This is a genomic window from Streptomyces sp. NPDC048255 (assembly GCF_040652415.1).
Lineage (GTDB): Bacteria > Actinomycetota > Actinomycetes > Streptomycetales > Streptomycetaceae > Streptomyces.
The window spans coordinates 166,051-191,981 of the sequence record NZ_JBEZMA010000003.1 but is presented as its reverse complement, the minus strand read 5'-3'; the positions used below and the strand labels follow the sequence as shown (position 1 = coordinate 191,981).

Annotated in this window: 23 protein-coding genes and 1 tRNA gene; 10 read left to right on the top strand and 14 right to left on the bottom strand. The window is 73.2% G+C overall.

The annotated features are described in order from the left end of the window. Positions 1 to 54: 54 nt before the first annotated feature. From AB0D94_RS04755 to AB0D94_RS04740, 4 genes are all read right to left on the bottom strand, one after another. Entirely contained in the window at positions 55 to 1,350 is a 1,296-nt protein-coding gene (locus tag AB0D94_RS04755; RefSeq protein WP_362045458.1) for a hypothetical protein, read from the bottom strand. Between the two features lie 333 nt (positions 1,351 to 1,683). Then, positions 1,684 to 2,853 (bottom strand): S8 family peptidase, encoded by a 1,170-nt coding sequence (locus tag AB0D94_RS04750; RefSeq protein WP_362045455.1) that lies wholly within the window; start codon positions 2,851 to 2,853, stop codon positions 1,684 to 1,686. Between the two features lie 118 nt (positions 2,854 to 2,971). Then, positions 2,972 to 3,385: a GNAT family N-acetyltransferase gene (locus AB0D94_RS04745; RefSeq protein WP_362045794.1), complete on the bottom strand. Its 414-nt coding sequence runs from the start codon at positions 3,383 to 3,385 to the stop codon at positions 2,972 to 2,974. Between the two features lie 190 nt (positions 3,386 to 3,575). Continuing rightward, entirely contained in the window at positions 3,576 to 4,274 is a 699-nt protein-coding gene (locus AB0D94_RS04740) for a 4'-phosphopantetheinyl transferase superfamily protein (RefSeq protein WP_362045452.1), read from the bottom strand. A 173-nt stretch (positions 4,275 to 4,447) separates the two neighbouring features. Here AB0D94_RS04740 and AB0D94_RS04735 point away from each other — a divergent pair, with 173 nt between their 5' ends. Then, positions 4,448 to 5,203: an alpha/beta fold hydrolase gene (locus AB0D94_RS04735; RefSeq protein WP_362045449.1), complete on the top strand. Its 756-nt coding sequence runs from the start codon at positions 4,448 to 4,450 to the stop codon at positions 5,201 to 5,203. Positions 5,204 to 5,241: 38 nt separating this feature from the next. Here the strand turns inward: AB0D94_RS04735 and AB0D94_RS04730 are convergent, their stop codons facing one another. Beyond that, positions 5,242 to 5,766 carry a hypothetical protein gene (locus tag AB0D94_RS04730; protein ID WP_362045446.1) on the bottom strand — a complete coding sequence of 175 codons (525 nt, stop codon included), beginning with the start codon at positions 5,764 to 5,766 and terminating at the stop codon, positions 5,242 to 5,244. A gap of 350 nt (positions 5,767 to 6,116) precedes the next feature. On the opposite strand from AB0D94_RS04730, the gene AB0D94_RS04725 reads away from it, so the two are divergent. Next, complete coding sequence (locus AB0D94_RS04725) at positions 6,117 to 6,632, top strand: phospholipase (protein ID WP_362045443.1); 516 nt, start codon at positions 6,117 to 6,119, stop codon at positions 6,630 to 6,632. A gap of 70 nt (positions 6,633 to 6,702) precedes the next feature. On the opposite strand, the gene AB0D94_RS04720 is transcribed toward AB0D94_RS04725, so the two are convergent. The 5 genes from AB0D94_RS04720 to AB0D94_RS04700 all read right to left on the bottom strand — a co-directional run bounded on the left by AB0D94_RS04720 (position 6,703) and on the right by AB0D94_RS04700 (position 11,820). Beyond that, a complete protein-coding gene (locus tag AB0D94_RS04720; RefSeq protein ID WP_362045440.1) occupies positions 6,703 to 7,614 on the bottom strand; it encodes a homocysteine S-methyltransferase family protein in 912 nt (303 codons plus the stop codon). Continuing rightward, positions 7,611 to 8,729 (bottom strand): aminotransferase class I/II-fold pyridoxal phosphate-dependent enzyme, encoded by a 1,119-nt coding sequence (locus AB0D94_RS04715; RefSeq protein WP_362045437.1) that lies wholly within the window; start codon positions 8,727 to 8,729, stop codon positions 7,611 to 7,613. The genes AB0D94_RS04720 and AB0D94_RS04715 overlap by 4 nt, the downstream gene beginning before the upstream one ends. 84 nt (positions 8,730 to 8,813) lie before the next feature. Further along, entirely contained in the window at positions 8,814 to 9,686 is an 873-nt protein-coding gene (locus AB0D94_RS04710; protein ID WP_362045434.1) for a methyltransferase domain-containing protein, read from the bottom strand. Between the two features lie 101 nt (positions 9,687 to 9,787). Then, positions 9,788 to 11,065, bottom strand: coding sequence for a cysteine desulfurase (locus AB0D94_RS04705; RefSeq protein ID WP_362045431.1), 1,278 nt, complete (start codon positions 11,063 to 11,065; stop codon positions 9,788 to 9,790). Beyond that, positions 11,065 to 11,820: a crotonobetainyl-CoA--carnitine CoA-transferase gene (locus AB0D94_RS04700; RefSeq protein WP_362045428.1), complete on the bottom strand. Its 756-nt coding sequence runs from the start codon at positions 11,818 to 11,820 to the stop codon at positions 11,065 to 11,067. The genes AB0D94_RS04705 and AB0D94_RS04700 overlap by 1 nt, the downstream gene beginning before the upstream one ends. 370 nt (positions 11,821 to 12,190) lie before the next feature. Between AB0D94_RS04700 and AB0D94_RS04695 the strand changes: the two genes are divergently transcribed. Continuing rightward, positions 12,191 to 13,642: an MFS transporter gene (locus AB0D94_RS04695; protein ID WP_362045425.1), complete on the top strand. Its 1,452-nt coding sequence runs from the start codon at positions 12,191 to 12,193 to the stop codon at positions 13,640 to 13,642. A 68-nt stretch (positions 13,643 to 13,710) separates the two neighbouring features. Next, on the top strand, positions 13,711 to 14,982 hold the full coding sequence (locus AB0D94_RS04690) for an adenosylhomocysteinase (protein WP_362045422.1): 1,272 nt from the start codon (positions 13,711 to 13,713) through the stop codon (positions 14,980 to 14,982). Between the two features lie 98 nt (positions 14,983 to 15,080). On the opposite strand, the gene AB0D94_RS04685 is transcribed toward AB0D94_RS04690, so the two are convergent. The 3 genes from AB0D94_RS04685 to AB0D94_RS04675 all read right to left on the bottom strand — a co-directional run bounded on the left by AB0D94_RS04685 (position 15,081) and on the right by AB0D94_RS04675 (position 17,258). Further along, the gene (locus tag AB0D94_RS04685) at positions 15,081 to 15,770 is read right to left on the bottom strand and encodes a 4'-phosphopantetheinyl transferase superfamily protein (protein WP_362045419.1); all 690 of its coding nucleotides are present in this window, start codon (positions 15,768 to 15,770) and stop codon (positions 15,081 to 15,083) included. After that, positions 15,767 to 16,621 (bottom strand): metallophosphoesterase, encoded by an 855-nt coding sequence (locus AB0D94_RS04680; RefSeq protein WP_362045416.1) that lies wholly within the window; start codon positions 16,619 to 16,621, stop codon positions 15,767 to 15,769. Before AB0D94_RS04680 ends, AB0D94_RS04685 begins: the two co-directional genes overlap by 4 nt. 94 nt (positions 16,622 to 16,715) lie before the next feature. Next, entirely contained in the window at positions 16,716 to 17,258 is a 543-nt protein-coding gene (locus tag AB0D94_RS04675; protein WP_362045413.1) for a DUF5133 domain-containing protein, read from the bottom strand. Between the two features lie 257 nt (positions 17,259 to 17,515). On the opposite strand from AB0D94_RS04675, the gene AB0D94_RS04670 reads away from it, so the two are divergent. Beyond that, positions 17,516 to 17,938, top strand: coding sequence for a CBS domain-containing protein (locus AB0D94_RS04670; RefSeq protein WP_362045410.1), 423 nt, complete (start codon positions 17,516 to 17,518; stop codon positions 17,936 to 17,938). A 195-nt stretch (positions 17,939 to 18,133) separates the two neighbouring features. Here AB0D94_RS04670 and AB0D94_RS04665 read toward each other — a convergent pair. Beyond that, positions 18,134 to 18,206: transfer RNA gene (locus tag AB0D94_RS04665), tRNA-Arg, on the bottom strand. A 332-nt stretch (positions 18,207 to 18,538) separates the two neighbouring features. On the opposite strand from AB0D94_RS04665, the gene AB0D94_RS04660 reads away from it, so the two are divergent. The 5 genes from AB0D94_RS04660 (at position 18,539) to AB0D94_RS04640 (ending at position 25,829) form a co-directional block, all read left to right on the top strand. Then, on the top strand, positions 18,539 to 20,158 hold the full coding sequence (locus AB0D94_RS04660; RefSeq protein ID WP_362045791.1) for a dynamin family protein: 1,620 nt from the start codon (positions 18,539 to 18,541) through the stop codon (positions 20,156 to 20,158). A 4-nt stretch (positions 20,159 to 20,162) separates the two neighbouring features. After that, positions 20,163 to 22,019 (top strand): GTPase, encoded by a 1,857-nt coding sequence (locus AB0D94_RS04655; protein ID WP_362045407.1) that lies wholly within the window; start codon positions 20,163 to 20,165, stop codon positions 22,017 to 22,019. 98 nt (positions 22,020 to 22,117) lie between these two features. Further along, complete coding sequence (locus AB0D94_RS04650) at positions 22,118 to 22,525, top strand: single-stranded DNA-binding protein (protein ID WP_362045404.1); 408 nt, start codon at positions 22,118 to 22,120, stop codon at positions 22,523 to 22,525. 353 nt (positions 22,526 to 22,878) lie between these two features. Further along, positions 22,879 to 23,970, top strand: a complete 1,092-nt coding sequence (locus tag AB0D94_RS04645) for a thioester domain-containing protein (protein ID WP_362045400.1) — start codon at positions 22,879 to 22,881, stop codon at positions 23,968 to 23,970. A 377-nt stretch (positions 23,971 to 24,347) separates the two neighbouring features. Next, complete coding sequence (locus AB0D94_RS04640; RefSeq protein WP_362045395.1) at positions 24,348 to 25,829, top strand: phosphatase PAP2 family protein; 1,482 nt, start codon at positions 24,348 to 24,350, stop codon at positions 25,827 to 25,829. The last annotated feature ends 102 nt before the right edge of the window (positions 25,830 to 25,931 follow it).

The following is a 25,931-nucleotide window of genomic DNA, read 5'->3' as shown; positions in this document are numbered from 1 at the left end:
GGTGGCGCGGCGCCGGAGCGCCGCGCCACCCTGGAGGGAGCGGGGCCGTACGGGTCAGGCGATGGAGAAGGTGACCACCGACTGGTAGGTGTCGGCGAACATGAACGGCGGGAGCTGGATCATCCCCGCGCCGCCGACGGCGAACTCACCACCGGTCAGCTCCTCCCCGCCCGCGGCCTGGGAGGCGACCTTCATCGGGGTGTCCGAGATGGCGCCCGGGGCGCCGGCGGTGCAGGTGCTCGGGCTGTCCGCGTTGGTCACGGTGCAGGAGGGCTGGATGCCGAGCTGCGCCTTGGCCATGCTGTGGCCGGTGGCCTCGTTCAGGAACGGCGTACGGGTGGCCGTGACGTCCCAGCCCAGCGTGCCGCCGCGGAAGTCCTGGACGGACATCGCGGTGAACTGGCCGACGACCGACTGCGGCTTGCCGTTGATGGTCACCTTGCCGAAGCTGACGGCCGGGTTGCCGCTCTGGGGGCCGATGGCCAGCGGACCGGGCAGCACCTCGACGTCGACCGGGTTCTTCACGCCCGGCTGGTCCTCCAGGAAGACGAAGTCCTTGTACGGGGTGATGGCCCCGTCGATCCGGATCTGGTCGGCCTTCTTGGTGACCGTGACCTCACAGGTCGCGGCGCCCGCCGCGGTGGCGGTGCCGTTGCCGGTGTCGCCGGTCGGTGCGCCCGCCAGCAGGGCGGAGCAGGTGACGGGCCCGGCCGGGAAGTTGGCGCCGGTGACGGTGACCGCGGTGCCCGCCTTGCCGCTGTTGGGCGTCAGCTTGGTGGTGACCGGGTCCTTGGGCAGCGCTTCCACGGCGACCGAGCCGAGGGCGGCGCTGGGGCGCGGTGCCGGGACGCAGGTGGTGGTGAAGACCGAACCGGAGAGGTCCGCGTCGGTCACCGCCAGGTCGAGGGCGACGGGGACGATGGTGCCCTCGGTGCCGTCCGGGATCGTGATGGTGCCCGAGAACGCGGCCGGGTCGAGGGGCTGTCCGGCCACGACGGTGACCGTCTCGGGCGGGCTGGTGACCACCTGGGTGGTCGTCCCGACCTTGAGGGTGATCTTGGAGGTGTTCACCGTGGTGACGGAGAAGCTGGGGATCAGCGGGCTCGCGCCCGGGTCGATCGTGATCGGGACGACGTCGCCGGCCTTGGCCCCGTCGGGCAGGGTGACCGTGTAGTTCTGGTTGCCCGAACCGTCCGGCTGCGGCGCCGGGGCGTCGCAGTTCTCGAAGACGGGGGTGGTCTTGGTCGCGGCCTGAGCGGTCCCCGACAGACCCACCACACCGCCCGTCAGGGCCAGGGAGAGGGCTCCGGCCCCGGCCAGCACTCTTCGTCTGAGCATTCTCGTACTCACAGGGTCGCGACTCCTTCGTCATGACGAACCCCTCCCCCCACCCGCTGTGTGGGGGAGGCCGAGCCGGTGCGGTGGCCGATATTGACGCGTCGCGGTGATGAGAAGTCAATGGATTGTTTTCGCCCGAAGCACACACACATTGATGTCCCATCAGGTCGGGTCCGGCGCGGGCGCTGCCTCTGGGAAGGGTGGGACGGGCCGGAGGGACGAGCCGGGCCGGGCGATGGGTCGGGGCCGGGCCGGGTCGGGGCCGGGTCGGGCGGCCGGGCGCGGCGGGCCGGGGCGGGGCCGGCGGGCGGGGCCGGACGGGAGCGGTCCGGCCCGGCCCCCGCCTCAGCGTGCGGTCGGCGTGTGCAGCAGCAGGTTCGGCGTACCGGCCGGGAGCGCGGTGATCGCGTCCGGCACGGCGCCGCTCACCAGCGCCGCGGACACCTGCGCCGGGGTCCGCGCCGCCGTGCCCGCCAGGACCAGCGCGGCGGCGCCCGCCACGTGCGGGGCCGCCATGGAGGTGCCGGAGGACCGGGCCGTGGCGGTGGCCGAGCCCTTCCAGGCCGAGGTGACGGACACGCCCGGCGCCGACAGGTCCACGCAGGGGCCGTGGTTGGAGAACGGCGCCCGCCGGTCCGCGGCGTCGGTCGCGCCGACGGTGAGGGCCTGGGGGACGGCCGCCGGGGAGCCCCCGCAGGCGTTCTTGCCGTCGTTCCCGGCGGCCACGGTGACGGTGATCCCGGCGGCGACGGCCCGCTTCACCGCAGTGTCGAGGGCGACACTGCGGGTCCCGCCGATGCTCATGTTCGCCACCGCGGGGGTGCCCGGGGCCTTGGCGGCATCCTTCACCAGCCATTCGAGCCCGCCGACCATCGCCGACAGCCGCGCGGCGCCGCGGCAGTCGGCCACCTTCACGGAGACCAGCGAGACCCCCTTCGCGACCCCGTACGTCTGCCCGCCCGCGGTCGCCGCGACGTGCGTGCCGTGGCCGTTGCAGTCCCCGGAGGACCCGAGGAACACCCCGTTGTAGCCGGACCGGGCGCGGCCGCCGAACTCCTGGTGGCGGACGTTGATACCGGTGTCGACGATGTAGACGGTGACACCCTCGGCCGTGGTGGCGTACGTGTACGAGTCGTCGAGCGGGAGCCGGCGCTGGTCGATGCGGTCCAGCGGCCAGGGCGCCTGTGGCTGGGTGCCGGTGGTGTGGAACTCCGTGTCCGGCTCGACGGAGGCCACCCTCGGGTCGGCGGCGAGGACGGCGGCCCGGGCGGCGGTGGTGCGGACGGCGAAGCCGTGCAGCACGGTGTCGTAGACGAGCCCGACCTCGTCCCCCGCCTCCGCCGCCTCGACGGCGAGCGCGCGGGTGGGGGCGCGGGGGGTGCTGTCCGCCAGGATCACGACGTAGGGGGCGGTGGGGGTCTCGGTGGCGGCGGCGGTGGGGGGCGGCAGGGCGGTGGCCGCCGCCAGCAGGGCGGCGGCCGGGAGGAGCGTGGTCAACGCGGTCGATGCGGTCATGCGGCCGATGCTCGGCGAGCGGTGCCGCGGGCGCGCGGAGGGTGCGCCGAGTGGGCGCACGACACGCCGCCGCAGGGCTGCTTTGCGGACACTCCGCCGGGCGACGGCACGGCACCCGCTACGGGGTGATGGCCCAGCCGCGCATCGAGAAGACGCCCTCGTCGCGTGCGCCGGCCGAGGCGTAGGTGGCCAGGGCGGCCTCGTTGTCGGTGTCGACGCCCACCCACATGCCGTAGCAGCCGCGCGCCTTCGCCTCCTCGGCGAGCGCCAGGGTCAGGGCGCGGCCGATGCCGAGGCGCCGGTGTCCCTCGTCCACGGAGAGCTCGTACAGGCACATCTCGGTGCCCTTGTCGGGATGGGTCATCTCGACGCCGGAGACCATGCCGACGGGTACGCCGTCCACGTAGGCGAGGAGCATCAGGTGCCCCGGCGCGGCCAGGAAGCGCTCGCACCACTCCGCGCGGGCGGGGCTGTCGAAAAGACCCTCGGCGGCTTCGAGCTCGGCGGCGGTACGGGCCCGGCGGATGTCCATGGCGGCCACGATAACGACGGTACGGAACCCGGGGCATCCGAATTCGGCCCGGCACGTACGGCCCGGCCCGCCACGTACGGCTCGGCTCGGCCCGGCGGGGCCCGCACCCGCGCGGCCCGGTGCGGCGAACGGCGCAGCAGGCGGTCCGGCGGACGGGCCGGACGCCGCTACGCGTGCACGGTGGGGGCCGCTACGCGCGCAGGGCCAGGGCCGCCGCGTAGCCGGTGGGGGCCGGGAGGTCCGTCAGGGTCCAGCCCGGGACGCGGGCCGGGGTGGCGGCGGAGCCGACGTACGGGTCGGCCAGGCCGAGCGCCAGCCCGGTGCCCGTGGCCTTGAGGTACGCCTCCTTGCGGGACCACACCCGGGCCAGCGCCGTCCGGCGGTCCGGCTCCGGGAGGGCGGTCAGTTCGGCGGTCTCCGCCGGGTGCAGGGTGTTCAGGATGTCGGCGACGGCGGCCGCGCCGGGGATCCCCTCCACGTCGATGCCGACCGGCACCCCGGCGAAGGCCAAGTAGGCCACGTCCGCGCTGTGCGAGAGGGAGAAGTGGAGCGCGCCGCCGGCCACGGCGGGACGCCCGTGCGGCCCGCCGCAGCACGGGCAGTCCTCCCGCACCAGGGTGACCTTCTCCGGGGCCAGCCCCAGATAGCCGCCGAGCAGCACGCGCAGTCCCACGTGCGAGGCGAGGTAGCGGCGCCGGTCCCCCTCGCGCAACAGCCGCCCCGCCCGGTCGCGTTCGGCCGCGTCCAGCATCGCCGTCGCGCCGTCGAGCGAGTGCCCGCCGACCACGTCACGCGTGATGTCCAGGGACCACACCGCCGCGTCCGCACCCTTGGGGAGAGCCCCGGTCCGCGGTGCGTCGCCGTCGAGCTGGTTCACGTATTCGATCACCTGATGAGCGTAGACGAGCGGGCTGCCGGACGCAGGGGGGTGTCCGGCGACGCCGCCCGGCGGCTCCGACGGCAGGGCGTCCCGGACGGGGGAGACGCGCGGCGGGTCCCTGGGCGAGACTGCGGTGAGCACGGACAGCCGACCGACGATCCGACCACGAGGTGCGCACGAGCATGACGACAGGCCTGGACAGCAACAGGTGGTTCCGCAGGTACCCCGCGTCGGCCGCCCCCCGGCGCCGGCTGGTGGTCCTGCCGCACGCGGGCGGCTCCGCGAGCTTCTACCACGCCTGGGGCCGCGCCTTCGGCGCTGACACGGAAGTCCTGGTGGCCGCGTACCCGGGCCGGCAGGAGCGGTTCACCGATCCGTGCATCGACCGCATGGACGTGCTCGCCGACGAGGTCACCGCGGCGCTGCTGCCCCTCGCCGACATACCCCTGACGCTCTTCGGCCACAGCATGGGCGCCTCGCTGGCCTACGAGGTGGCGCTGCGCCTGGAGGCGCGGCACGCCGTGCGGCCCACCGCCGTCCACGTGTCGAGCCGCAGGGCCCCGCACCGGCTGACCGCGCGCAACCTCTACCTGGAGGGGGACGCGGCACTGCTCGACGAAGTGCGCAGGCTCGGCGGGACCGACTCCGCCCTCCTGGACGACCCGGACGTCCAGGAACTCGTACTGCCCGCGCTCCGGGCCGACTTCACCATCGTGGGCACCTACGGCCCGCGCAGCGCCGTCCCGCTCGGCTGCCCCGTCCACGCCTGGACCGGTGACGCGGACCCGCACACCTCGGTGGGGGAGATGGAGGCCTGGGGCGATGTCGCGCCCCGCGGATTCCAGCTGCGGGTGCTGCCCGGCGGCCACTTCTACCTGGTCGAGCAGCACGACGCGCTGGTACGCGGGATCGCGGAGCAACTGGTCCCCGTCGGCTGACGCGGACCCCCGCGTGCCGGCCGGCCACGCCCGCGGACTCAGCGGCCGGGAGGTACGCCGCCCCGCCCCGCGGGAGTACGGGGCGGCGTACTGCCCGGTGAGGAGGTGCCGTCCGTCCAGGCGTACACGTGCTTGCCGCGCACGGCGACCTGGTACTGGCGGACGTCCCGGCACTCGGCGCGCTCCTCGCCGCCGGTGTCGCCGGGCCACCACCGGGCGGCCGGCTTCGGTCCGGGCATCGGCTTCGGCGTCCCCGCCGCGCACTGGGGGCCGTCCAGCGGGGTCGCCCCGAGCGTGAAGCGGATCAGCCTGGCCTGGCCGCCGGTGTGCGCGCGTATGCGGACGTCGGTGGCGTCCCCGGGTATCCAGGACGGCAGGACGAACGGGCTCCGCCCCCGGGTGGGGGCGTCGGCGGCGCTCGCGAAACGCCTGCCCTTCTCCTGGAACACCTGCTCGTCGATCGTCTCGGTCACGGGGTTGGGCGGGAGGTTGGGCAGGGCGAACGCGGCGCTGGCGAGGGCGCCCAGGGTGGCGGCGACGATGACGAGCGGACGACGGTTCATGCCCTACAGTCTCGGCCGCCGGGCCCTGTTGCCGCGTCCCTCTGCAGGACGAACCGCGCCTTCGCCGCAAGTCGCACACGCACTCATACCTGAGTCCCGGCTCTCCCTCCAGGGAGGGAGGACCGGGGCGGGACAGGACGGTTCGGAGCGGGACAGGACGGTTCGGAGCGGGACAGGACGGTTCGGAGCGGCTCGGGACGGACCGGGTGGACCGGCGTGGACCGGCGTGGACCGGGCGGACCGGGGTGGATCCCCCGCACGGGACAGTAACCCCGCGGCTCCTGGGGGCGTTGGCCGGGAGCGACCGACCGACCGCATACCCGCCCGCCCCGACCCGCCCGAGGAACGCCATGCGCAGCCGTACCGGATCCGTTCTCGCATCGGCGGCAGCCGGCGCGCTCCTCCTCGTCACGGCGACCACCGCCTCGGCGGCCCCGGCGCCGGTCCCGGCGGACAAGCCGCAGGTGTTGAGCCGCTGGACGCAGACCGGCGCCGCCAGTTACCAGGCCTGGGCCGAGGCGCGCGGCGACCGGGGCGCCTGGGCCGCGTACGGGTTCGACTGGTCGACCGACTACTGCACCGCCTCCCCGGACAACCCCCTCGGCTTCCCCTTCGCCCTGGCCTGCGCGCGCCACGACTTCGGCTACCGCAACCACCAGGCGGCGGGCCGGTTCCCCGCCGCCAAGTCCCGCCTGGACGAGGCCTTCCACGCCGACATGACGCGGGTCTGCGCCCAGTACGGGGGCGCCCGGCGCGGCTCCTGCGAAAGCACCGCCTGGACCTACTACCAGGCCGTCAGGCTGTTCGGCGTCTCCCAGGAGGGCGGGACCACCCCGCCCCCCGCCCCCGCCGCCACCCGGCCCTGACGGACGGCCCCCGCAGGATCCAGACGTCCCCCGCAGGATCCGGACGGATCCCGCGGTTCCCGGCGGCCCCTCAGCCCGTGAGCCGCGTACGCAGCGCCGCGATGTGCGCGGGCGTCGTCCCGCAGCAGCCGCCGACGAGGTCCAGCCCGTACCGTTCGACCCGTTCCGCCATCGACTCCGCGAACTCCTCGGGCCCGCAGGCGACCGGAACGTAGCGGTCCACCGGGGTCCACTCCTCGACGCCGGAGCGGTCCTCCACGTTCGGATAGGCCCCGACGGGTACCGGGCTGTGCTTCGCGAGCACCGACAGCGCGGCGTCCAGGTCGCCGAGGGCGACGCAGTTGACGAGGACCGCCCCCGCCCCGGCCGCCGCGACCGTATGGACCGCGTCCTCCAGAGGCTCGCCCGACAGCAGCAGGCCGCCCTCCCGGCAGACGAAGCTGACCCAGACCGGAAGGCCGGCGCGGACGCAGCTCTCGGTGACGACGACCGCCTCCCGGACCGTGTTCAGGGTCTCGGCCAGGACCAGGTCGACCTTCTGCTCCGCCAGCCGGGCCGCCAGCCAGCCGTGCTCCTCGGCGAGTTCGGCGTCCGTCGGCACCAGGTCCGGCCGGTAGCAGTCCTCTACGGTCGTCATCCCGGCGGCGACCCTGACCGCGGGTCCGCCCCCCGCCGGCGGATCCGCCGCCGACCGGGCGTCCGAGACGGCCCGGCGCACCAGCTCCCGCGCGAACGCCTCGTCGGCGCCCGCCGCACGCAGCGCCCGCAGATTGGTGCGGAAGGTGTTCGCCGAGACCAGTCCGGCCCCGGCCCGCCGGTAGGCCTGGTGGATCCCGCGCAGCTGCTCCCGCCCCGTGTCGGACAGCAGCGCCTCGCTGGTCCACCAGGGGTCGGTGACGGAGCGGCCGAGGCGCTGGAGTTCCGTGCCCTTGGGCCCCTCCAGCACCGTGACCGCGGACGTTCCCGGTATCCCGGCGCTCATAGGGCCTGGCGCAGGTCGGCGGCGAGGTCCCGGTGGTCCTCGATGCCCACTGCCAGCCGGATCAGGTTGTCGGAGATCCCCAGGGCCTTGCGGGTCTCCGGCGGCACCGGCCGGTGGGTCATCAGGGCCGGGCACTCGATCAGCGAGTGCACGCTGCCCAGGCTGACGGCGACACCGAACAGCTCCACCCGCTTCAGGAGTTCCTGCGGATCACCGAGGTACTCGAAGGAGATGATCGATCCGAAACCGGACATCTGACGGGCCGCGACGGCGTGGTGCGGGTGGCTGTCCAGTCCGGGGTAGTGCACCCGGCCGACCTTCGGCGAGGCGAGCAGTTCCTCGGCGAGGAGCGCGGCCGTGCGGTTCTGCCGTTCCACGCGCAGCGACATCGTCTTGAGGCCGCGGTGCAGCAGGTAGCAGTCCAGCGCGCCGGGGATGTTCCCGTAGGAGGTGCGGTACGAGAAGAAGTCCTTGTGGTGGTCGTCGCTCTGGTAGACGAGCGCACCGCCGATGACGTCGGAGTGCCCGGATATGAACTTCGTGGTGCTGTAGAGCGAGATGTCGGCGCCCAGCTCCAGCGGTTGCTGGAGCGCGGGGCTGGCGAAGGTGTTGTCCACCAGTACGGGGATCCCCGCGGGCCGGGCCAGCGCGCTGATCGCGGCGATGTCGGCGATCTTCAGCAGCGGGTTGGTCGGCGTCTCGACCCAGATCAGGCCCACGTCGTCGCCGAGGGCGCCCTCGAGCGCCGCCGGGTCCGAGAGGTCGCGGTACTCCACGGTGATGCCGTACTTGCCGAGGCTGGAGAAGAGGGAGTACGTGCCGCCGTAGACGTCGTCGGAGGAGATCAGGCGCTGGCCCGGGGAGAGCAGCGAGAGCGCCGTGGCGCCGGCGGCCTGGCCCGAGGAGAAGGCCAGGGCGTGCGCGGCGTTCTCCAGGGAGGCGAGGCACTGCTCCAGGGCCTCGCGGGTGGGGTTCTCGCCGCGGCCGTAGAAGTAGCGCAGTTCGCTCTGCGAGCGCTGCTCGAAGGTCGTGGCCAGGTGGATCGGCGGCACGATGTCACCGGTGCCGGCGGCGGCCTGCTGACCGACCTTGACGAGCTTGGTGTCGAACTCCATGAGGTGGAACGCTCCTGAGGACGGGGAGGAAGGGCGGGACGGAAGGGGTGGTGCGGGAAGCAACGGGGAGAGGGACCGGGGAGGTCAGCCGGCCTTGACGGCGGTGAAGCAGTAGCCGAGCCCGGGAACGCGCAGGGTGCCGTCCTCGGTCTCGAACTCCCGGGCCGCGCTGAGGAAGGCGTTCCAGGTGCGCGGATCGCGTTCGTCACCGAACCGCTGCGCGATCTGCCCGCGCAGCCAGCCGGGCAGCAGGTCCCAGGAGAACTCGGCGAACTCCTCCGCCGACTCCGGCGTGAAGGACAGGGCGCACTCCTCGTACGAGACCTCCGCGAACCCCGCCGTGCGCAGCCGGCCGGCCAGCGCGGCCGGGTCGGACATGGCGAACGGCCCGGGCACCCCGGCGGGCGGCGCACCCAGTCCCAGCCGGGCCCCGACGATCCCGAAGGCCAGGCTCAGCAGCGGGACCTTCGGGGCGGCGGCCCAGACGGCCGCGGTCAGCACCCCGCCGGGGCGCAGCAGCCGGTGGGCCCGGTCCAGTACGGCGTCGGCGTCGGGCAGGAACATCAGGCTGAAGCGGCTGGTGACGGCGTCGAAGGAGGAGTCCTCGAAGTCGAGCTGCTCGGCGTCCACTTCGCGGAACTCCGTGTTCTTCAGGCCGAGCTCCGCGGCCCGCCGGCGGGCCGCGTCGAGCATGTCGCCGGCCTGGTCGGTTCCGACGACGGTGCCCTTCTCGCCGACGCGCAGCGCCGCGTCCAGGGCGGGCTGCCCGGTGCCGCTGCCGAGGTCGAGGACCCGGGACCCTTCGACGAGGCGGGCCCCGTCCAGCAGTCTGTGGGTGACGGGCGCCGCTCCCGACTCGAACAGGCCGTACCAACGGTCCCAGCCGGAACTGAGGTTGTTCCAGTTGTCCTTCTGCTGCGCCTTGAAGACGACCGGGTCAAATCCTGCGGTGGTCACTTCCACACCCCTCGTTCTCGTTGTCTGTACGTGCGCGGGCCTGCCGTGCACGGCTCGGTGCGAAGCGCCGTGCACGGCAGGCCGGTGGATCGGTGGGCCGGTCAGCCGGCCAGGAAGCGGTCGTTGGGGTGTTCGTTCGACCAGAAGCCCTTCTCGACGCTCTTCAGCGACTCGACCAGCAGGTCGACCTCGTCGCGGGTGTTGTAGACGCCGAAGGAGGCGCGGACCGTGCCCACGATGCCGAGGCGGTCCACGAAGGGGACCGCGCAGTGCACGCCGGTGCGGGTGGCGATCCCGAAGGTGTTGAGGTGGTTGCCGACGTCGTACGGGTGGATGCCGTCGACCGAGAAGGAGACGATGCCGCCCTGGGGCGCCTGCGCCCCGTAGACGGTGATGCCGTCCAGCGCGCGCATCCCCTCGGCGGCGCGGCCCGCCAGGTCCGCGTCGTGCGCGGCGATCCGGTCGAGGCCGAGCTCCTCGAGGTAGTCCATCGCGGCGGCCAGGCCCACGGCGCCGGCGATGTTCGGGGTGCCCGACTCGAAGAGGTGCGGCGCGGGGAAGACCGAAAGCGGGCCGTCGTAGGTCACGTTCCGGACCATGCCGCCGCCGAGCAGCAGGGGCTTCATGCGGCTCAGGTGCTCGGCCTTGCCGTAGAGGACGCCGATGCCGAGCGGCCCGTACATCTTGTGGGCGGAGAAGCAGTAGAAGTCGGCGTCCAGCGCGGTCACGTCCACGCTGCGGTGGGCCACGGCCTGTGCGCCGTCGACGACCACGACGATGCCGCGGGCGTGGCAGAGGGAGATGATCTCCGCGACCGGGGTCAGGGTGCCCTGCACGTTGGAGACGTGGGCCACCGAGACCAGCTTGGTGCGCTCGGTCAGCTGGTCGCGGAAGGAGTCCAGGGACACCTCGCCGTTCTCGTCGACCGCCGCGATCTTCAAGGTGGCGCCGGTCTGCTCGCACAGGTGGCGCCAGGGCAGCAGGTTCGAGTGGTGTTCGAGGCCGCTGATCAGCACCTCGTCGCCGCTGGAGACGATCAGCGGGCCGAAGCCCTGGGCCACTAGGTTCACCGACTCGGTGGTGCCCTTGGTGAAGACGATCTCCTCGCTGTCACCGGCGTTCAGGAAGCGCTGCACGCGCTCGCGGGACTGCTGGTAGCGGTTGGTGGCGCGCATGCTGAGGGTGTGCACGCTGCGGCCGACGTTGCTGTTCTCGTTGCAGTAGAAGTGGTGCATGGCGTCCAGCACCTGGCGCGGCTTCTGCGTCGTGGCCGCATTGTCGAGGTAGACCGGACGAATACCGTCGAGATCCGCTTCCAGTATGGGGAAGTCGGAGCGGACGTCCCGGCTGAAGTCAGTGGAGGAGTGGGTATCGGCCATCAGTTCACCTGCTTGAAGAGTGAGAAGAACCCGTCCACGAGCTCATGCGGCAGTGGCGTGGTCTTCTGTGGCGAGTAAGGCCGGTCGCGAGGAGGTACGTAATCCTCCGAACCGGGTGAAGGAATCCGTCCGCGGGAATCCCTGAGGTGCGCCCCGAAGTAGAACCAGCAGATTTGGCTGACGGTCTCGGAGAGAAGCACCGGATGGCAGTCCGCCGGGTACATGTGACTGTGGTCCCAGGCTGCCAAGTGTTCGCCATGTGCGGTGAAGGGGTTGCCTCGCGCAATGTGGCCGAAGAAGTCGTGTACGGCACGGAAGACGTCGTTGTGGGCGAACCGGACGCCGTCGATGGTGTATTCGGAAGGCTCCACCATCGGATGTGCCACCGAGTGCGGGGTCGAGCCGCCGTCTCCGTGGCCCCGGCTGGTCAGGTAGACGTAGAGGGTGCCCGAGTTCACCACTTCACGCCATAAATGTGCAGAACTTGTGTAGGGCTGGCCGCTCTCCAGCCAGGGTCGGACCTCTACGCCCGCCTCGCGCATGGCGTCGAACTGCTGCCGGGTCTCCGACTTGAGGATCTCGTACTGGCGCCGCGACTCGGCGTCCGTGCAGGAGTCGGGGGCGCTCTCGTACCAGTCGGCAATGGTGAAGCAGAGGTCCTCGTCGAGCTCGAGTTCGACCAGAGTGGGGAATCGATGTCCTGGAGCCCGGAATTCCACATATCGCCGGGCGATGGACATCGCGTCGACCCTCATCCTGCCCGCCTTCCCGGCGGGAGGGTCCGCATAGTCGAACGGTCGGGCTCCGGTCCCGTGGGCGGGTCCGGCGGGAAGAGCAAGAAGATACTTACAGGTAACTCGCAGCTGAAGGGCGCCTTAACGGCGCACCTACATCGCCCCCGTGCCTCGCGCATAATCAAACCCCCTTTCGGCGCTAGAACTTAACGTTCGAACTCCGCCGACACAAGGGGTTTCGGCCAGCCGGACACGCGTTGGCCAGAGGTTCGCGGGAGTGTCTGAAAATCGACGTTGCGCACATCGGGGCGCCCAACTCCTGCACAAGGCAACGACCTCACCCCTACACTCACCCAATTGTGTGATCAATTCACCGAGGAGGTGACGACGCGTGAAACCCCGACCTGGCGTGACGACCGCGGCCGCCGGCGGAACGGCCACCCCATCCACCTCCGCGGGACCGTGGAGACTGGTCCTGCTGTGCGGTGTCCAGCTGCTCATGCTGCTCGACTTCTCGATCGTCAACGTGGCCCTGCCTCGGATCGAGGGATCGTTAGGCTTCTCCCACAGCGGAGTCCAGTGGGTCGTCAGTGCCTACGCGCTGACCTACGGCGGCCTGCTGCTCCTGGGCGGGCGGCTCAGTGACCAGCTCGGACGCCGCCGCGTACTGATTCCCGGCCTCGCCCTCTTCGGGGTGGCCTCGCTGATCGGCGGCCTGGCCGAGAGCCCCGGCCTGCTCGTGGCGATGCGCGCGCTGCAGGGCGTCGGGGCCGCCTTCATCGGGCCGGCCGTGCTGTCCCTCATCACCACCGGCACCGCTCCGGGGCCGGAGCGGAACAAGGCGCTCGGCTGGTTCAGCGCCGCCTCCGCCAGCGGATTCGCCATCGGCGTCCTGGCCGGCGGGGTCCTCACCCAACTCGTCGACTGGCGCTGGGTGTTCTTCGTGAACGTGCCCCTGACGGCGCTCGCGGTGCTCGCCGCGTACAGGCTCATTCCGGCCGATGGCAGGCCCTCTGCCGAGAACCGCTACGACGTGCCGGGTGCGGTCCTCTCCACGCTGGGCGTCAGCGGGGTCATCTACGGGCTGACCACCCTCGGCGGCGACAGGGCCACCGGCCTCGCGGCCATCGGCGCCGGCCTCGTGATGCTCATCTGCTTCGTCGTGGTCGAGAGCAGGTCCTCGAACCCGCTGGTCCCGCTGAGCATCTTCCGCACGCGCAGCGTCTCGGTCGCCAACCTCGCCGCGCTGCTCGTCCCGGGCGTGATGGGGGCCGTGGCCCTGGCCCTGTCGCTCTTCCTCCAGCAGGTCCAGCAGCGGGACGCGCTGGAGACCGGACTGGTCTTCCTCACCCTCGGCGTGGCCGTCGTCTTCGCCGGTCCGATCGCCGCCCTCCTGGTCACCAAGATCGGCCCCAAGGCGGTGTGCGCGGGCGGATCCGCGATCGTGGCCGCGGGCGTGCTGGTCCTCAGCCGGATCACCCCGGACTCCTCCTACGCCGGCGTCCTGCTGCCGGGGCTGGTGCTGACCGGGATCGGTTTCTCGTCCTTCTTCGCCGCTTCCACCATCACCGCCACGATGGACGTCCCCGGCGAGCAGCAGGGCCTGGCGGGCGGACTGCTCAACGCGTCCGTGCAGTTCGGCACGGCCCTGTGCGTGGCCCTCCTGATGGCGGTCGCCGAGGCCGGCGCGGACGCCGACGACGTGGTCTCCGCCGCGACGCGTGCCGACAACTACGGCAACGCCTTCGCCATCGGGGCGGCCGTCGCACTCGGTACGGCCCTCCTCGTCCTGGTGGCGCTGCCGGGCCGCTCCCGCGCCGGCGCCCAAGCGCACGGGAACTGAACCCCGAGCGTCCGTGCCCCGGGCGACAAGCCTGGTCAACTACCCATAAATCTGCCTAGAGTTGAGACATGACTGATCTTCCTCAGCACGACATCGCCGACCCGTCGCTCAGGGCTCAGGGAGTTGCCCGTATCGAATGGGCCGAGCGTTCCATGCCCGTTCTGCGGCAAATCCGAGAGCGCTTCGCCAAGGAAAAGCCCTTCGAGGGCCAACGGTTCGCGGCGTGTATGCACATGACCACGGAGACCGCCGTCCTGCTGCGGACGCTGAAGGCGGGCGGCGCCGAGCTGGCCGCCTGCGCCAGCAATCCGCTGTCCACGCAGGACGACACCATGGCGGCCCTGGTCCACGAGTACGGCATCAGCGTCTTCGCCCGCAACGGCGTCGACCGCGACGCGTACTACGCGCACATCAACGCGGCGCTCGACATCCGGCCCGACTTCGTCTTCGACGACGGCTGCGACCTGGTCAACACCCTCCACACCACCCGCACCGAGCTGATAGAGGGCATCAAGGCGGGCTGCGAGGAGACGACCACCGGTGTCGTCCGGCTGCGCCAGATGGCCGCGGACAGCGCCCTGCGCTTCCCGATGGTCGCGGTGAACGACACCGACACCAAGCACATGTTCGACAACCGGTACGGCACGGGCCAGTCCTCCCTCGACGCGATCATGCGCGCCACGAACCTGCTGTTCGCGGGCAAGACCGTCGTCGTCGGCGGCTTCGGCTACTGCGGCAAGGGCCTGGCCGAGCGGGCCGCGGGCCTCGGCGCGCACGTCGTCGTCACCGAGATCGACCCCACCAAGGCGCTCGACGCGACCATGCAGGGCTACCGGGTCATGCCGATGCTCGACGCCGCCCGGATCGGCGACGTGTTCATCACGGTCACCAGCAACCGCGGCGCGCTGCGCCCCGAGCACTTCGAGGTCATGAAGGACGGGGCGATCCTCGCGAACGCCGGTCACTTCGACATCGAGGTGGACGTGGCCGGGCTGGGCGAGATGGCGGTGGAGAAGCGCTCGCGCATCCGCCACCAGACCGACGAGTACATCATGGCCGACGGCCGCCGCCTGCTCCTGGTGGCGGAGGGCCGGCTGGTCAACCTCGGCGCGGCCGAGGGCCACCCCGCCTCGGTGATGGACATGTCCTTCGCCGACCAGGCCCTGACGGCCGAGTGGCTCACCAAGACCTACGAGTCGCTGGAACCGGGCGTGCACGACGTGCCGACCGAGATCGACAAGCTCGTGGCCCGCGTGAAGCTGGAGACGATGGGCATCCAGATCGACACCCTCACCAGCGACCAGGAGACGTACATGAACTCCTGGGAGTTCGGCTCCTAGTCGCGGGAGCGGCCGACCTCACGGGTCCGCCGGGCAGGGAGTCCGTTTCCCCGCCCGGCGGGCCCGTACGTCTTGGCGGACCGTACGCCTTCGGCCGGTCAGCGGGCGGGGGCGGCGGGCTCGACGGTCACCGCGGTCATGACCAGCCCGTCGCGGGCCAGCCAGCGGCCGGAGAAGACGGCGAGCCGCCGCCCCCCGACCACCGGGCCGGGGCGCAACAGGCGGGCCGAGAAGGTCCCCGTGGCCTCCTCGATCTCGATGTCCGCCTCCTCGAAGGCCAGTTCCAGCCCGGTCAGCGGGTACCAGGCCTTGAACACGCTCTCCTTGGCGCTGAACAGGATCCGGTCCCAGGCGGTCGCCGGGGAGCGGTCCAGCAGCGCGCCCACCGACCGCTGTTCGCGGGGCAGCGCGATCGTCCGGAGGACGCCGGCGGGCAGCGGCTGGTGCGGTTCCGCGTCGATGCCGACCGCCGCGGCGACGCCGGATCGGGCCACGGCCGCCGCACGGTAGCCCGCGCAGTGCGTCATGCTGCCGACGACGCCGGCCGGCCACTGGGGTGCGCCGCGCCGGTTGGTGACCAGGGCCACCGGCGGCTGCCCGAGCCGGCCCAGCGCGCGGCGCGCGCAGATCCGTACGGTCGTGAACTCGCGCTGCCGCGAGGGCACCGCCTTCGCCACCAGCGGCGCTTCCTCCGGGAGGATCCCCTCACCCGGCTCCAGCAGGTCGCCCGTCAGGTCGCCCCGCGCCTCCACCGCTACGACGCCACCGGGCAGGATCTCCTCGATCACCAGGTGTCGCCCTGCGCCCGGGGCGGCAGCGGCAGGATCTGGCGCAGGGGTTCGCGCGGCGGCCTCGGGCGCCACTCGCGGGGGTAGCCGAGGGAGACCTCCTCGAAGCGGACGCCGTCGCGCCAGATGACCCGCGGGATGTGCAGGTGTCCGTAGACGACGGAGACGGCCCGGAAGCGCAGGTGCCAGTCGGCGGTGAGCTCGGTGCCGCACCACTGGGCGAAGTCGGGGTAGCGCAGGACGCGGGTCGGTTCGCGGGTCAGGGGGAAGTGGTTGACCAGGACCGTCCGTTGCCCAGGGTCGAGCGCGGACAGCCGCTGCTCCGTCTCGGCCACCCGGGCGCGGCACCAGTCGTCCGCCCCGGGGTAGGGGTCGGGGTGCAGCAGGTACTCGTCGGTGCAGACGACCCCGGCCGCGTGCGCCAGGCGCAGCGACTCCTCCTTGGTGCCGGCGCCGGGCACGCGGAAGGAGTAGTCGTAGAGCACGAAGAGCGGGGCCACGGCCACCGGGCCGCCCTCGCCCTCCCACACCGGGTACGGGTCCTCGGGGGTGGCGATGCCCAGGCCGCGGCAGAGCTCGACGAGGTGCAGGTACCGCTTCTCGCCGCGCAGGTCCACCGGGTCGTCGGGGGGCGTCCACAGTTCGTGGTTGCCCGGCGCCCAGATGACCTTCGCGAAGCGCTCGCTGAGCAGCTTCAGCGCCCACTCGACCCTCGCGTACTCCTCGGCGACGTCACCGGCGACGATCAGCCAGTCCTCGTCCGATCCGGGCCGCAGCGATTCGACGACGGCCCGGTTGTCCTTGTGCGCGATGTGCAGATCGCTGACGGCGAGCAGCCTGCCGTTCCCCACGACGCCCCCTTTTCCGGCCCCGTTCCCGGCGCCCCACCCATGGGTTCACGATCTTAGGCGCACTCCTCCGGCGGACGGCGGAAGTCCGGGCGGCCTACGCGACGGGGGGTGCGGCCACGTACTCCTCGGCCGCCCGCATGGCTTCGTGGGCGGTGCGCCGGCCCATCAGGACGCACAGGGTGTAGGCCGCGTCGTCCAGGGACCGGCGGGCCTCCGGGTCGGCCGGAGCGGCATGGAGGCGGGCCAGGCTGGTACGGAAACGATCGAGTGCGTCGGACGCGCGGGTGAGGCTAGGAAGCAGCCCGCAGGTCTGCTCGGTGGCAGGGGTCCGGGCGACCCGGATCGCCAGTTGCAGGGCCCGTTCGATCCGTCGCGGCAAGGGCGCGCCCCGGGAGTACCCGACCAGTGCGGCGGTCACCTGCCGCTCGGTGGTCCCGGCCGTGCTCGCCGTGGCGGCGAGGATCTGCCGCGCCGCCGGAGCCGTACAGGGGGTGAGCGCCATCAGCCTTCCGAGTGTCCACGCCTTCGCCGGATCCTCGATGCCGTGCCCTGTCGCGCGCTGCCGGGTGTCCTGGGACGGGTCCGCGGCGGCAGGCGGCGCAGGGTCGGGAGCGGCGGGTGGTATCACGGTGGGCATCCCTTCATCCACGGGCGGCCGCCCTGTCCGTACGCAAGACGGTACGGGAGCGTCCCTCACGGTAAGGCGCATCGATTCAACGGAGCGTAACGGAACTCTCCCGGCTCCCGCTCGCCACAGCATGCCCTCCCGGCTCCGCCCCCGCCGGGGCTCCGCACCCCCTGCGGCCCTCGCGTCGAGGGGCGGAGCGGGCGCTTACCACTCACCGTGGCGGGTAGGCGCCCGGCAGGAACCGCTTCCGGCAGGCGGGAGGAGCCATGACCCGGCGAGTCGACGAGGTGATGACCGGGAATCCGGTGACGGTCGAAAAGCTGACCTCACTGGCCGAAGCCGCACGGGTGATGCGGGACGCCTCCATCGGGGACGTCCTCGTCGTCGACGAGGGCCGGCTCCGCGGCATCCTGACCGACCGGGACCTCGTCATCCGCGCCATGGCCGAGAACAGGGACCCCGCCGATACGACGGTGCAGGCGATCTGCAGCACCGATCCGGTCACCGTCAGACCGGGCGACGGCGTCGACCGGGCCATCGATCTGATGCGCCGGCACGCGCTGCGGCGCCTGCCCGTGGAGACCGAGGACGGCGAACTCGTCGGCGTCGTCACTCTGGGCGATCTCACGGTCGAAAGGGATCCAGGGTCGGCCTTTGCCGCCATAGCGGCCGCCGAACCCGACACCTGAGACTCGCGCCCCGGCGGTCTTCCGGCGCCTTCCGGGGCTTTTCCGCGGTCTTCCGGCGCGTCCGGACCAAGCGGCAATTCCGGCACCGGGCGGTGGAAAAAGGGCTTACGGCGCCGCTACGGGGAAATCGCTAAGGTGCCGCTCACCTGCACGAAAGCCCTCCGCCAGGGAGGGCTCGGGGTCGTGGAGAAAAAGTGCCCCCGGCAGGACTCGAACCTGCGGCCAAGTGCTTAGAAGGCACCTGCTCTATCCACTGAGCTACGGGGGCCGGAAGGTGGCCGTGGTGGCCTGGAGCCCCTTCGTGGGGGTGGGACTGGGGTCCGTGCCGGGTCAAGGATAGGGCTCCGGTTGCCTTGTCCCGGTTGCTTCACTCGCGTGCCACGATGTGGAGGTTCGGTGAAGCGGTCCCGATAATCGCAGGCAGGTGCGATTCTCGCACCGCTTTTGCGCCGTGGCGCCCTGGGTGTTGTGCACTCGTTATGCCTGCGCCCCACTCGTCCGCGGTGTCCAGAATGTCCCACTGGAGTCGCGGTCGGCGCGCAGAGGACGTATAAGCTTCAAAAATGGTCCTAAATTGGGCATTCTTCGCATGTGGTGACCTTGGATGTACGGCCTCAGCTGCTCGATGCCCTGTCCGCCCTGCGCGACCGGGTCGCGTCCGTGCGTCTGCCGCTGCCTCTGCCCGGCGCCCCGCGCGCCCGCCAGACCAGAGCCGAGCTGCTCGCGCAGCTCGATGACTACCTCGTACCCCGGCTGAAGGCGCCCGAGGCGCCACTGCTCGCCGTCGTCGGCGGATCGACCGGGGCGGGCAAGTCCACCCTCGTCAACTCCCTCGTCGGCCGGCAGGTCAGCGAGGCCGGGGTGCTCCGCCCGACGACCCGCACCCCGGTACTCGTCTGCCATCCGGATGATCATCACTGGTTCGCCGGAATGCGGGTGCTGCCCGACCTGATGCGGGTGTGGGTGCCGCACGGAGAGGAGGAACCCGTCCCCGCCGCCAGGAACCGGTACCGCGACCGCGGCCCCGCGACCGGCGGCCACACGACCCGCGAGATGCGGATCGAGACCGTCTCCACCCTGCCCCGCGGCCTCGCCATCCTCGACGCCCCCGACATCGACTCCCTCGTCGTCGAGAACCGCACCCTCGCCGCCGAACTCATCTGCGCCGCCGACGTCTGGGTCATGGTCACCACCGCCTCGCGGTACGCCGACGCCGTCCCCTGGCACCTGCTCCGCACCGCCAAGCAGTACAAGGCCACCCTGATCACCGTCCTCGACCGCGTTCCGCACCAGGTGCTCGCCGAGGTCTCACGGCAGTACGGGGCGCTGCTCACGCGCGCCGGACTGGGCGAGGTCCCGCGCTTCACCGTTCCCGAACTCCCCGAGTCGGCCGGCGGCGGCGGGCTGCTGCCGGCCAGCGCCGTCGCACCGCTCTACGCCTGGCTCGCCCACCACGCCCAGGACCCGGCCGCCCGCCAGTACGCCGTCGGACGGACCGCCCTCGGCGCGCTCGACTCCCTCGGCCGCCGGATGCCCGAACTCGCCTCCGCCGTCGCGGCCCAGTACGCCGCCTCCGTACGGCTGACCTCGGCCGTGGAGGACGCGTACAAGCAGGAGGGCAGGCGGGTGCGCAACCGGCTCGACCGGGGCGCCGTCCTCGCCGGGGACGCGCTCACCCGCTGGCGCGGCTACCCCCTCGACACGAGCCCCGACGAACTGCTGGACTCCCTCGCCGGGTCGCTCGCCGCCCTGCTCCAGTGCGCCGTCGCCGCCGCCGACGAGCGGATCGCCGCCGCCTGGCGGCTCGAACCGGCCGCCGGGGCGGTGCCCCTCCCCGCGCCCGACAGGGAGGCGGGCGAACGCATCGGCATGGCCGTACGGCGCTGGCGGCGCGTGCTGGAGGAACTCGCCGAGGAAGAGGTGGCCCGGCTCGACAAGCAGCCCCCACCCGACCCGGACGGCGTCGCGGCCCTGCTCGTCGCCGCCCTCCTCGGCGGCAGGCGGGCCCGGCCCGCGGGGGAGAAGCTCGCCGAACGGATCGGCGCCCAGGCCGCCCTGCGCCTGCGCGACCGCGGCGCGGAACTGGTCGGCGACCACCTCGACCAGGTGCTCCGCGCCGAACGGGACCGCCGGCTCGCCCCGCTGGAGGCGCTCGAAGTGACCCCCGAACCCCAGGCCGAGCTGATCGCCGCGCTGTCCGTACTGCAGAAGGAGAGGTGACGCGGTGACCGCCCTGACCGACCGCACCGACGACCGCTGGGACGACGGATTCATCGCGCGCTCGCGCCACCGGGCCGTCGGCCAGGGCCCGGACAACGGCGACGATTCGGGTGACGAGGGCGACGACGCGCTCGTACGGGCCCTCGCCGGCACCGTCTCGGGCGCCGGCGCCGACGGCGGCAAGGTGCCCGCGCCCCCGCTCAGCCCCGAGGGGCAGGCCCTCCGCACCCGCCTCGACGCCCTGCGCCAGCTGGTGGGACTGTCCCGGACCAGGCTCGACGGCAAGACCCTCGCCGAGGCGGGCCGGGTGCTCGACGAGGCCGCGGCCCGCCGCGGGCTGTCACCCCAGCACACGGTCGTCGCGATCGCCGGAGCCACCGGAAGCGGCAAGTCCACCCTCTTCAATTCACTCGCCGGAGTGCAGATCTCCGAGACCGGCCTGCGCCGCCCCACCACCGCCGCACCCATCGCGTGCAGCTGGTCCGACGGGGCGGCCGGACTCCTGGACCGGCTGGAGATCCCGGGACGGCTGCGGCGCAGGCCCCGCGAGACCTCGGAGGCGGGGGCGCTGCGCGGGATGGTCCTCGTGGACCTGCCGGACCTGGACTCGGCGGTCGGCGCGCACCGCGACCACGTGGACCGGGTCCTGGCGCTGGTCGACGCGGTGGTGTGGGTGGTCGACCCGGAGAAGTACGCGGACGCGGTGCTCCACGAGCGCTACCTGCGACCCCTGGCCGGACACGCGGAGGTCACCTTCGTCGTGCTGAACCAGGTGGACCGGCTGCCCGGCGAGGCCGCCGACCTCGTACTGGACGACCTGCGCAGGCTCCTCGACGAGGACGGCATCGCGCTCGGCGAGCACGACGAGCCCGGCGCCACCGTGCTCGGACTGTCCGCGCTCACCGGCGAGGGGGTCGGGGAACTGCGCGAACTCCTCGGACAGTTCACCCAGGAGAAGGGCGCCGCGACCCGGCGGATCTCCGCCGACGTCGACCGGGCCGCGCTGCGCCTGCGGCCGCTGTACGTGGCCGAAGGGCACTCCGGCCCCGAGATCGGGGAGACGGCGCGCGCCGAGTTCGAGGACCGGCTCGCGGAGGCGGTCGGCGCGTACGCGGCCGGGCTCGCCGCCGAGCGGGCCTGGCGGCGCAATGCCGGGAAGGCCTGCGGGACGCCGTGGCTGCGGCTGTGGCGGTGGTACGAGGGCCGGCGCGCCCCGCGCACCCTGGCGGGTCTGGCCGCCCTGGCCGCGATCGGCGGCAGGGGTTCCGTGGCCGAGCAGGTGCCGGTCGAGGAGGAGGTGACCGCACGTCAGCGGGTGGAGCAGGCCGTACGGGTGGTCGCCGACGAGGCGGTCGCCGGGCTGCCCGAACCCTGGGCGCAGGCCGTACGGGAGACCGCGGTGCGCGGCGCCGAACGGCTCCCCGAGGCGCTGGACGAGCTGGCCGTGACGATCGGGGCGGCGGTCGCGGTGCCGGCCGTGAAGCCGCCGAGGCCCACGTGGTGGCCGGCCGCGGTGCTCGGGCAGGCTGCCATGACGCTGCTTCAGATCTACGGCGGGCTGTGGCTGGTCGGACAGATCGTCGGGGTCCTGGAGCCGAAGCTGATGCCGCCGGTCCTGCTGATGGTGGCCGGGATCATCGGCGGGCCGCTCGTCGAATGGGCCTGCTCGATCGCGGCCCGCGGCCCGGCCAGGCGCTACGGGCAGGACGCGGAACGGCGGCTGCGGCAGGCGGCGGCCGGATGCGGGCGGGCCAGGGTCCTGGAACCGGTCGCGGCGGAGCTGCTGCGCTACCGGGAGGTGCGCGAGCAGTACGCGGCGGTGGCCGGAGGGGGGAGCAGGTTGTCCACAACCCGCCAGTAATCCACAGGCCGGAGCGGGGACCGGCGGACGGCGCCAGCATGGTCGTACCTCGTGCGGATGGTCCGTGCGGGTACGAATCGTGGGGGAGGGCGGCCGGGATGAACGACACCCAGGTGACGCTGGTGGGCCATGTCGCGACGCAGATCGACTACAAGGAGACGACGCACGGCCCGTCGGCGAGGTTTCGATTCGCGGTGACACCGAGGTACTTCGACCGCCGCAAGGACGCGTGGACCGACGGGGTCACCAGCTTCTACACCGTGTGGGCGCGGCGGGCGCTCGCCGTGAACCTGGCGGGGTCCGTGGCGGTCGGCGAACCGCTCGTGGTGCACGGGCGGCTGCGGGTGCGGGAGGACCCGCCCGACGGGGAGGGACCCCGGTGGGTCTCGGCGGAGATCGACGCCACGGCCGTCGGGCACGACCTCAGCCGCGGGACGGCGGCCTTCCGCCGGGTCGTCAAGACGGACACGCCGCTGATGGCCAATCAGAAGGCGGCGGTGGGCTGAGTGTTCGAGGCGGTTAGGATTTCCCGGTACTCACGGGCACCTGGGTCTTTGGCCCGAAGGGGAAGACTGTGTCGATTGCCGTTCCCGCATCCTCCGCTCCTCGTTCCGCTCCTCTCACCGCTCCTCGTTCCGGTTCTGTTTCTGGTCCCGCTCCTGTTTCTGCTCCTGCTTCGGCTGCCGGTTCCGCATCCCTGCCGGCGGGCGGCGCCGGCGGCGTTGCCGACCCGGCATCCGGCTCCGCGCCCCGGCCCGCCGCCGGACGGGCCTCCGCGCGGCGGCCGCTGGCGGTCGCCCTGCTGGCCGCGGCCCTCACCGCCGCGCCCGGCGCGCGGGCGTCCGCCGACGCCGGCCCGGTGGAATCACGGGCACCGGAGGGCGCGAGCGCCGTGCTGGACGGGCTGAAGACGTACGGGCAGGCGGTCCTGCACTCCGGGGACGGCTCGGTCCGGCACATCCCGGCCGGGCTCTACGAGATGCGCGTCGACGGCGGCGGGATGCTCCAGACGTACGGGGTGGGCGTGGCCGGCCAGGCCCAGCCCCAGGCCCGGTACACGGAGAGCGGCTGGAGCGGCAGCCCGCTCGCCGGGAACGGGGAGGCGGGCCGGATCCGCTGGATCCTGGAGCACTCCTACCCGCAGCTGAACGACCTGGCGGGGCTCGCCGAGGCGGCCGGGGCCGGGGCGCTCACCGCGGAGAGCGCGGCCGCCGGTACCCAGGTGGCGATCTGGCGGCTGGCGGACGGGGTCCGGGTGGAGGCCGCGGACCCGGCGGCGGAGAAGCTGGCCGACTACCTCCAGCGGGCGGCCGGGAGGCTGCCGGAGCCGCCGGCCTCGCTGGGCCTGGACCCCGGGGACGTGTCGGGGCCCGTGGGCACCCGGCTCGGCCCGGTGACCGTACGGACCGGGGCGCAGAGCGTGTCGGTCGTGCCGGACGCCGGGGCCGTCGAGATGGGGGTACGGGTGGTGGACGCCGAGGGGCGGCCGCTGACCACCGCCACGAACGGCAGCCGGCTGTACTTCGAGGTGCCCGCGGGCACCCCCGACGGGATCGCCTCGGTCACCGTCCACGGCGCGACGAAGGTGCCGGTCGGGCGGGTCTTCACCAGCGGGGTGCCGACCCAGGCGCAGATCGTGGCCGGCTCCAGCGAATCCGCGGCCACGGCCACGGCGACCGCGCTCTGGCCCGAGGCACCGGTGGCCCAGGCCGACACCGCCGAGGGCGCGGGGGCGGGCTCGGCCACGACCTCCGGCACGGGCGTGGTGTCGCTGGGCACCCCGTCGGGCCCCGTCTCGCCGGACTCCCCGGAGGAGGAGCGGCTGGCGTCCAGCGGCAGCTCGGCGGCGACCCCGGTCATCGCCTCCCTGGCGGTGGGCCTGGTGGTCCTGGGCGGCCTGGTGGTCCTCCTGCTGCGCAAGCGCCCCCTGGACGAGGAGGACCAGGCGTAGGCCGCATCGGGCAGGGCCGGGCCGACGGGGCGCGGCGCGGCCAGGTGCCGGGCCGGGCCGGCATGGCGGCGGCCCGGGCCGGGTGGCGGGGCCGGGCTTGAGGTGAGGGCCGGGCGGCAGGGTCGGGGCTGAGTCGAGGGTGCGGGCAGGTGCCCGGGCGGCAGACCGGGCCGAGGCGCGGGCGTTACCCGGGCGCCAGGGCGGGGGCTGAGGCGCGGGCGGTGCTCGGGCGGCGGCGCCGGGGCCGAGGTGCGGCGGGCGGGAGCGTGCCCGGGCGGCAGGGCCGGGGTGTGGCGGGGTCGGGCGGGTTCACGGGCCGGGTGGGCCGGTCGGGGTGGGGCTGATTTCGGATCCGCGGCCCGGGGTAGGGGCTGGAGATGGCTGATCAGGAACTGACGTGGCAAGGCACGGTCGCCCGGTGGGACCGGGCGCTGTTCGACCTGGTGGCCCGGCGCCACTGGCCGGGGGCCGACCGGGTGCTGCCGAGGCTCGGGCGGGCCGCGAACCACGGCCTGCTCTGGGGCGGGGCCGCCACCGCCATCGCCCTCTTCGGGTCGGCCCGGGCCCGTAAGGCCGCCGTGCGCGGGGTCGCCTCGCTGGCGCTGGCCTCCGCGACCATCAACACCGTGGGCAAGTGGTCCGTACGCCGACCCCGGCCGCTGCTGGACGGCGTACCCACGGTGCGGCAGCTGGCGACCCAGCCGCAGACGACCTCCTTCCCGTCCGGGCACTCCGCCTCGGCGTTCGCCTTCACCGCCGGGCTGGCCCTGGAGTCCCCGGTCTGGGGCGCCGCGGTGGCTCCGGTGGCCGCGTCCGTGGCCTTCTCCCGCGTGTACACCGGGGTGCACTACCCCACCGACGTGCTCGCGGGCGCGGCGCTGGGCGTGGCCGCGGGGTTCGTCGTACGCAGGCTGGCGCGCGACGCCCAGGAGGCCCGGGTCGTGCCGGGCGACGAGCGGCACGCCGCCGGTGCGCCCGCCCTGCCCGACGGCGCCGGGCTCACGGTGGTGGTCAACACCCGGTCGGGGACCGCGGCCGAGACCGGGCTCGCCGCCCTGCGCAGCCGGCTCCCCAAGGCCGAGGTGGTCGAGTGGGAGGGCGGGGACCTGGCCGCCGAGCTTGCGGCGGCGGCCGCCCGGGCCACCGTGCTCGGGGTCTGCGGCGGCGACGGCACGGTCAACGCGGCCGCCACGGCCGCGCTGCGGGCCGGAGTACCGCTGGCGGTGTTCCCCGGCGGCACCCTCAACCACTTCGCGCTGGACCTCGGCCTCGCCGGAGTCGAGGACACCTGCCGCGCGCTGGAGACGGGCCATGCCGTCCATGTCGGGGTGGGCCGCTTCAGCCCGGGGCCGGAGGGCGGCGGGTACGGCTACTTCCTGAACAACTTCAGCATCGGCGCCTACCCGGAGCTGCTGCGCCACCGGCTGCGCTGGGGTCCGCGGATCGGCGGCGCCCCCGCCGCGCTGCTGGCGGCCTGGAAGGTGCTGCGGGCCGAGCGGCCCGTGCCGCTGCGGCTGGCCGGGCGACCCCTCGGCGCATGGCTGCTCTTCGTGGGCAACGGCACGTACCACGGCACCGGCCCCACCCCCCGCCGCCGGGACGACCTCGGCGAGGGGCTGCTGGACGTCCGGCTCGTCCTCGGCGGCGGCCGCCCGGGCCCCCGCCTGCTCGCCGCCGCCTTCGCGGGCCCGCTGAGCCGGTCCCCCGTCCACGTGGCCACCCGGCTGCGGAGCCTGCGGATCGCGGACATCCCGCCGGGGACCCCGTTCGCCTACGACGGCGAGTACGCGAAGGCCCCGGCCGCCCTGGTCCTGGACAGCCTCCCCGACGCCCTGACCGTCTACCGCCCCCGGACGTGACCCTTCCATTTGAACTCGTTCGATTTGATCGCCCGAAGCACATACAGTGACCCGGTGCAAGATCGTGTGATCTTGTGATTGAACAAAAACAGGGGTGCTGTC

Bases quoted from the DNA above. Each gene is read 5' to 3' on its own strand.
- AB0D94_RS04750 (WP_362045455.1), bottom strand. From the start codon at position 2,853: ATGACCGCATCGACCGCGTTGACCACGCTCCTCCCGGCCGCCGCCCTG.
- AB0D94_RS04745 (WP_362045794.1), bottom strand. From the start codon at position 3,385: ATGGACATCCGCCGGGCCCGTACCGCCGCCGAGCTCGAAGCCGCCGAG.
- AB0D94_RS04735 (WP_362045449.1), top strand. From the start codon at position 4,448: ATGACGACAGGCCTGGACAGCAACAGGTGGTTCCGCAGGTACCCCGCG.
- AB0D94_RS04730 (WP_362045446.1), bottom strand. From the start codon at position 5,766: ATGAACCGTCGTCCGCTCGTCATCGTCGCCGCCACCCTGGGCGCCCTC.
- AB0D94_RS04725 (WP_362045443.1), top strand. From the start codon at position 6,117: ATGCGCAGCCGTACCGGATCCGTTCTCGCATCGGCGGCAGCCGGCGCG.
- AB0D94_RS04720 (WP_362045440.1), bottom strand. From the start codon at position 7,614: ATGAGCGCCGGGATACCGGGAACGTCCGCGGTCACGGTGCTGGAGGGG.
- AB0D94_RS04715 (WP_362045437.1), bottom strand. From the start codon at position 8,729: ATGGAGTTCGACACCAAGCTCGTCAAGGTCGGTCAGCAGGCCGCCGCC.
- AB0D94_RS04705 (WP_362045431.1), bottom strand. From the start codon at position 11,065: ATGGCCGATACCCACTCCTCCACTGACTTCAGCCGGGACGTCCGCTCC.
- AB0D94_RS04700 (WP_362045428.1), bottom strand. From the start codon at position 11,820: ATGAGGGTCGACGCGATGTCCATCGCCCGGCGATATGTGGAATTCCGG.
- AB0D94_RS04690 (WP_362045422.1), top strand. From the start codon at position 13,711: ATGACTGATCTTCCTCAGCACGACATCGCCGACCCGTCGCTCAGGGCT.
- AB0D94_RS04675 (WP_362045413.1), bottom strand. From the start codon at position 17,258: ATGCCCACCGTGATACCACCCGCCGCTCCCGACCCTGCGCCGCCTGCC.
- AB0D94_RS04670 (WP_362045410.1), top strand. From the start codon at position 17,516: ATGACCCGGCGAGTCGACGAGGTGATGACCGGGAATCCGGTGACGGTC.
- AB0D94_RS04650 (WP_362045404.1), top strand. From the start codon at position 22,118: ATGAACGACACCCAGGTGACGCTGGTGGGCCATGTCGCGACGCAGATC.
- AB0D94_RS04640 (WP_362045395.1), top strand. From the start codon at position 24,348: ATGGCTGATCAGGAACTGACGTGGCAAGGCACGGTCGCCCGGTGGGAC.